The organism is Intestinibacter sp., from assembly GCF_051866655.1.
Taxonomy (GTDB): Bacteria; Bacillota; Clostridia; order Peptostreptococcales; family Peptostreptococcaceae; genus Intestinibacter.
Genome location: NZ_JBJDXL010000100.1, coordinates 1 through 6,765, shown reverse-complemented (window position 1 = coordinate 6,765; position 6,765 = coordinate 1). Strand labels below are relative to the sequence as shown.

Genomic DNA, 6,765 nt, shown 5'->3' with positions numbered 1-6,765 from the left:
ATAATTTTAGGTTTTAATGCAATCTTTTTTACGATTTTTAAATCAAAAAATTTTTTTTATTTAACTTTAACATTCAAAATTCTAAAATATTAAACTATTTTCTTATGCATTATAACTCCATTTATGTAAACGTTTTATAACGGCATCTATTAATATCTATATTAATAAAGTTTTTACATAAATATAATATTTTCATTTATAAAAATATCGATGCTTGTGCTACTATTTTTATATATAGAAAATAAAATCGAGGTGGTAAAATGGATTTAAGAAATAAATTATTTGAGCTATCAGATGAAAAATATAAAAAATTCCACAGTGGATTGTGCCCAAATACAGACAACATAATAGGTGTTCGCCTTCCACAGCTTAGGCAAATCGCCAAAGAAATAGCCAAAGGTGATTGGAGAGGCTATTTAGAAAATTGCCTCGAGGATTATTATGAAGAAAACTTAATAAATGGACTAGTAATTGCATATGCTAAATGTGATGTAGAAGAAAAACTTCAATATATAAAAGGCTTTGTGCCTAAGATAGATAATTGGGCTATCTGTGATAGTTTTTGCAACAGTTTAAAATTCACAGTTAAAAATAGAGAAATCGTATGGGAGTTTTTACAACCGTATTTAGACTCAGATAAAGAATTTGAATTACGATTTGCCGTTGTAATGATGTTAAATTACTATATCACCGAAGAATACATAGATGTTGTTTTAAAATGTCTAGATAAAATTTCTCATGATGGGTACTATGTTAAAATGGCAGTAGCATGGGCTGTTTCAATTTGTTTCATTCATTTTGAGGATAAAACTATGGATTTTCTTAAAAATAATAACTTAGATTACTTTACATATAATAAATCTCTACAAAAAATTTGTGAATCTCTTCGTGTCGACAAAGACACAAAGATTTTAATAAAATCAATGAAAAGAAAAAAATAAAAATTTTTATTTTCAACTAAGGGGGGAATATCTAATGGAAAAATACGACGTTATTATCATAGGAGCAGGGCCTTCTGGCATATTTTGTGCATATGAATTAATAGAAAATGACAAAAATCTAAAAGTCCTTATGATAGAAAAAGGAAGATCTATCGAAAAGAGAAACTGCCCTAAACGTAAAACAAAAAAATGCGTAGGATGTAAGCCTTGTTCAATAACTACTGGATTCGCTGGGGCTGGAGCCTTCTCAGACGGAAAGCTATCACTATCTCCAGATGTCGGAGGAAATCTACCTGAAATACTAGGCTACGATAAAACTATGGAGCTATTAAAAGAATCAGACAATATCTACTTAAAATTTGGAGCAGATACAAAAATATATGGAATCGATAAAGTAAATGAAATCGCCGAAATCAGAAAAAAGGCTATAACTGCCAATCTAAAATTAATCGAATGTCCAATTAGACATCTAGGTACAGAAGAAGGGTATAAAATATATTCTAAGCTTCAAGAGCATTTACTATCTTCTGGCATCGAAATGATATTCAATACTATGGTAGAGGATATAATCATAGAAGACAACACTGCAAAAGGTGTAATCTTACAAGATGGTAGACAATTTTTCGCCGACGAAATAGTAAGTGGCATAGGACGTGAAGGCTCTGAATGGTTCTCACACATATGCCAAAAGCACAACATCGAAACTCAAGTAGGTACTGTAGATATAGGAGTTCGTGTAGAGGTAAGAGACGAGGTCATGGAATTTTTAAATAAAAATTTATACGAAGCCAAGCTAGTCTACTACACTCCTACATTTGACGATAAGGTAAGAACCTTCTGTACAAATCCATCTGGCGAGGTTGCAACAGAATACTATGAAGATGGACTAGCGGTTGTAAACGGTCACGCTTACAAATCACAAGAATACAAGACAAACAACACTAACTTTGCGCTATTAGTTTCTAAAAATTTTACTAAACCATTTAAAACTCCAATAGAATACGGTAAACAAATAGCTCAGCTCAGCAACATGCTATGTGATGGAAAAATACTAGTCCAAACCTTTGGAGATTTCCAAAGAGGAAGAAGAACTACAGAAGAAAGACTTTGTAGAAATAATCTAATTCCTACTCTTAAGGATGCAGTTCCTGGCGATTTATCTCTAGTACTACCTCACAGAATAATGGTAGATATAGAAGAGATGCTCCTTGCCCTTGATAAAATTACACCTGGTATAGCCAGCGACGAAACTCTACTTTACGGTGTAGAAGTTAAATTCTATTCTAATAAAGTAATCGTAAATAAAGATTTTGAAACTAGCGTCAAAAACCTACGTGCTATGGGAGATGGAGCATCTGTTACAAGAGGATTGCAACAAGCTTCTGCAAATGGCCTTAGTGTAGCTAAGAGTATTTTGGCTAAGAAGGCTTCAAATAAATAATTGACAACATAAAAAGATGCATGCTTGATAGTTATCTTGCATACATCTTTTTAATTTATAAGTCTTTTAGATGATTCCTTATTTATTTTCTACGCTATTTTTTTCTTATTATTTATTTGTAAGTTAGTAGTAAACAAGAACGAAGAAATCAAAGCTACAATCGGAACGGTCAATATTATTGCACTTGTTCCAGATAATCCTTGCATAACCTCTATTCCGATTTGATACATATTTATTATTTGACCATAAGATAAGTCATAAGCGTAGAACCATATAAGAGTATTAATAGAACCTCCAGTAAATGCCAATATCAACGTATTTGACATGGTTCCCATCATATCTCTACCTACATTTATACCAGATTTAAATAATTCATATCTAGATAAATTAGGATTTTTATCATGAATTTCATTTATAGTAGAAGCTATTGACATACTCACGTCCATCACAGCTCCCAATGATGATATTAATATTCCTGCAAATAACAAACCTCCTATTTGAAGATCTGAATTATTTGCTATAAAAACTAGCTCCTCTATTTCAGAAACATTATATCCATCTATATGCGCAAAATATCCAAATATATGTGCAAATAATCCCGCGATTACAACACCTATGACGGTTCCTAAAATAGACGAAATAGTTTTTTTGCTAATTCCACCTATTAGATACATAGTCACTATTGTAGTCAGTACTACAACTAATACTGCTGATAAGAAAGGTGAGTATCCTCTATAAAGCATTGGCAAAAATAAGAATATTATACATATAAAAGTAAATATTAAACTTATCCCTGAAAATAGACCCTTTTTACCTCCAACTGCAACTAATAACGCAAGAAAAATCACTACAAATCCTATAATCATAGGCTCTCTATTATAGTTAAATACTGAAGCTACTTTAGTATCATCTGATACACTTAAATTTACAACTACTGTCATACCTTCTTTACAGTCAGCTCCATATAAATATCCAGATGCACTAGTCGCCTCTATCTCTTCTCCCTTGTATTCACCTTGCAAAAGCTTGACCTTTACGATTTGATATCCTGTTCTACTTCCATCCTCTTGGATATTGTCTTGGATTACATCTACTACTTGTGCTTTTACATAGCTTGTTCCTTGTCTATTGATTAGTTGAGCTTTATCTACTTGATTAAAAAAATATAAAAATACTCCAAAGCATATTAAGATTGCTATAATCATCAATCTACGTAATATACCTTTTTCAACCTTCTTACCCATTTTTTCCTCCATTTTAATAAATATAATGCTCAACATTTATTATCAATCAAATGCTGAGCATTATTTTGAAAATTTTACAGATTAATCTTGTTGTTAGATTTTATTTATGATTTGTTTTTTTATTGTTATTTTGAACATTGTTTTGTTTTCCATTGCTCTTTTTATTAGTTTTCTTGATTGTAAAGCTTGAATCTATTTTTTGGTTGTTATCTGTTCTATAAGTATTTATAGTAAATGTAGTATCATTTACATCTATTATAGAATATGTTGGAACATCTTCTTGCCATCTAGAAGCTATATATGCTTGTTTCTTTTCTACTAAATCATAATATTTACTACCTGATGCAGAGTTTGCAGTCATATATAATATACCTTCTGGATTTGTAACAATTTTATTATCATCAGTTATCATTGATGATTCATCTAGTGATCCACCTTTTAATATATAAGATCTTGAATAAGTATGATCATGTCCTGTTAATACAACATCTATATCATTATCTTCAAGTATTGGTATTAAGTTGTATCTTAAGCTTGCTATTTCAGGTTCGTTAGAGTGTTCACCAGAACCATATATATCTTGGTGTAGTGTAACTACCTTCCATTTAGCATCTTTGTTTTCTTTAACCGCATTTTCTACAAATTTTTGATGCTCAGCGATGTTTGTATTATTAGTATTTAACATTATAAATAGAGTGTTACCGTATGTATAGTAGTAATCTCCACCTGCCATAGTTGAACCTAATTCACTTGCATTAGCTGTATTAAAGTGATATGAGTAATTTCCACTTACTGCATCGTGGTTTCCTATTGTTGTAGCTACAGGAACTGATTGTAATGCAGTTGGACTTAGATATCCAGCGTATTCGATTTCATTTTTGTTGTAAGACATACTTGGATTTTTCTTATCTCTAGTTTGTATTTGGTCACCTGCAGAAACTATGAAGCTTATGTCAGAATCTTTTTTTAGCATAGTGTTGATTGTGTTGTTCCAGTTGAAGCTATCATTTCTAACAGCATTATCTTGACCTTGTTTTTCTGTTGATCCAGTTGCTATATTTGATTCAGAAGAACCTATTTGAGGGTCCCCTACAAATCCAAAGCTATAAGATTTTGTACTTTGAGTTTCGTATAGTGTTGGTTCAGTCCATTCTCCGTCTATAGTATAGCTATAGTAGTATTTAGTATTTGATTTTAAATTTTTAGCTGTTGCTTTGTTAGATTTAAATCCTTCGGTAGCATCAATTGTTGTAACCTTTAATACTTTGGCGTTTTTCATTTTCTTGTTAGTGCTTATTTTTAATTTAGCTTGTGAATCTGTATCCTTTGAATACCAAGCAAAGTTTAATTCAGTTTCATCTTCACCAGGTGATAATGACATTTGAGTTGGTGAATTTTTTATAGTTTGCCATTGTTTACACCAATCTGCCCAAGCGCTAGTTTGTCCTAGTCTTGTTTGAGTAGCTTCTGTCCAGCCGTCGTTATCTGCGGCAAATACATTTATAGCTGAACTAGATATCATAGCTGCAAGCATCAATGATGCAAAATATTTTCTTCCTTTTTTCATTTGTTATTCATCTCCCCGTATGCTGTTGCAACGCTTAATTTCCAATACTCTGTCATGACAATTTAAGTATATGATTAAAAATCTCATCCTTCAATAGCATTAACTGATTCTTAAATTAGACTTAAGCGAATTAACAAATTATTAACGTTTTAAGTCTTTGATTAACTAATTTTACATTCTTATGATTTACCAAATAAACAAATTTATTCCCCTAAAAATAAAAAACGAAAGCATTATTATAAATACCTTCGTTTTAAATATTTTATCCATTATATAAGCTTCTAAGTAATTTTATCTCTCTAGCATATCCATCTAGTTCATTTGGTGTTTCCAATAGAAACGGTAAATTTTTAAGCTTTTCATGGTTTATAATTCTAGTAATAGCATCAAGTCCTATTTGACCCTCTCCAATTTTAGCGTGTCTATCCTTATGACTTCCACATGAATTTAAGCTATCATTTAAATGTATAGCCTTCAATCTATCCAATCCTATGACTTTATCAAACTCCTCTAAAACTCCATCTAAATCATTTACTATATCGTATCCCGCATCAAATACATGACATGTATCCAAGCATACACCTAATTTTTCATCTAATTCTACACCGTCTATTATCTGTCTTAGCTCCTCAAAGCTTCTGCCTACCTCTGTACCCTTACCTGCCATTGTCTCAAGCAGAACAGTCGTAGTTTGTTCCTTTGTGATAGCTTGATTTAGCATATCTGTGATATATTTGATACCGACATCTGCTCCTTGTTTGACATGGCTTCCTGGATGGAAGTTGTATAAATTATTTGGTGTTAATTCCAATCTTTTTAAATCATCGATAAATGTATTTACCGCAAACTCTCTTTTATCCTCATCTGCTGCACACGCATTTAAAGTATACGGTGCATGAGCTAATAATATCGCAAATTCATTTTCTTTAGCTAATTCTAAAAACTTATCAATATCCTTTTGATCCAATTTTTTAGCCTTTCCACCTCTTGGATTTCTAGTGAAAAATTGAAATGTATTGGCATCTATTTCTAATGCCTGTTTTCCCATATTTTCAAATCCTTTTGATACTGATAAATGACATCCTATATTTAACATAAATTCGTTGATTTCCTCCTTGACTACAATTATTTACTTACTTTATTTTTATCTACTAAAATACCTTCTAAGCTCAAGAGCTTTTCTTTTAAATCCAGCCCTCCTGCATATCCAACTAGCTTTTTGTTTGATCCTACAATCCTGTGGCAAGGAATTATTATAGGTATTGGATTTTTATTATTCGCCATGCCAACTGCTCTCGACGCTTTTTCATTTCCAACTGCAATAGCTATATCCTTATACGATCTAGTCTCTCCATAAGGTATTTTCGTCAATGCATTCCATACTTTTCTCTGAAATTCAGTTCCATTTGGGGTTAAAGGCAAGTCAAATTGCTTCCTCTGTCCTTCTATGTATTCTTTTAATTGAACATACGCTTTTTTTGTTAAATCACTTTCCTGTATCACTAATTTATTTGCTTTAATTTCTTCATCTACATTAGGTTCTCTAAAATATATATGAGTTATACCTTCTCC

The 6,765-nt window shown here is 31.5% G+C and carries 6 protein-coding genes; 2 read left to right on the top strand and 4 right to left on the bottom strand.

The annotated features are described in order from the left end of the window. Positions 1 to 260 precede the first annotated feature (260 nt). Together ACI3VO_RS02650 and ACI3VO_RS02645 are read left to right on the top strand one after the other, a co-directional pair. Complete coding sequence (locus tag ACI3VO_RS02650; protein WP_439756428.1) at positions 261 to 941, top strand: DNA alkylation repair protein; 681 nt, start codon at positions 261 to 263, stop codon at positions 939 to 941. Positions 942 to 975: 34 nt separating this feature from the next. Further along, positions 976 to 2,382: an NAD(P)/FAD-dependent oxidoreductase gene (locus tag ACI3VO_RS02645; protein WP_439756427.1), complete on the top strand. Its 1,407-nt coding sequence runs from the start codon at positions 976 to 978 to the stop codon at positions 2,380 to 2,382. An 89-nt stretch (positions 2,383 to 2,471) separates the two neighbouring features. Here ACI3VO_RS02645 and ACI3VO_RS02640 read toward each other — a convergent pair whose 3' ends face one another. The 4 genes from ACI3VO_RS02640 to ACI3VO_RS02625 all read right to left on the bottom strand — a co-directional run. After that, the gene (locus tag ACI3VO_RS02640; protein ID WP_439756426.1) at positions 2,472 to 3,626 is read right to left on the bottom strand and encodes a YibE/F family protein; all 1,155 of its coding nucleotides are present in this window, start codon (positions 3,624 to 3,626) and stop codon (positions 2,472 to 2,474) included. Between the two features lie 100 nt (positions 3,627 to 3,726). Then, positions 3,727 to 5,193: a metallophosphoesterase gene (locus tag ACI3VO_RS02635; protein ID WP_439756425.1), complete on the bottom strand. Its 1,467-nt coding sequence runs from the start codon at positions 5,191 to 5,193 to the stop codon at positions 3,727 to 3,729. Between the two features lie 262 nt (positions 5,194 to 5,455). Further along, positions 5,456 to 6,289: a deoxyribonuclease IV gene (locus ACI3VO_RS02630; protein WP_439756424.1), complete on the bottom strand. Its 834-nt coding sequence runs from the start codon at positions 6,287 to 6,289 to the stop codon at positions 5,456 to 5,458. A 29-nt stretch (positions 6,290 to 6,318) separates the two neighbouring features. Then, the coding region (locus ACI3VO_RS02625; RefSeq protein ID WP_439756423.1) for a methylated-DNA--[protein]-cysteine S-methyltransferase at positions 6,319 to 6,765 on the bottom strand (447 nt) is incomplete at its 5' end.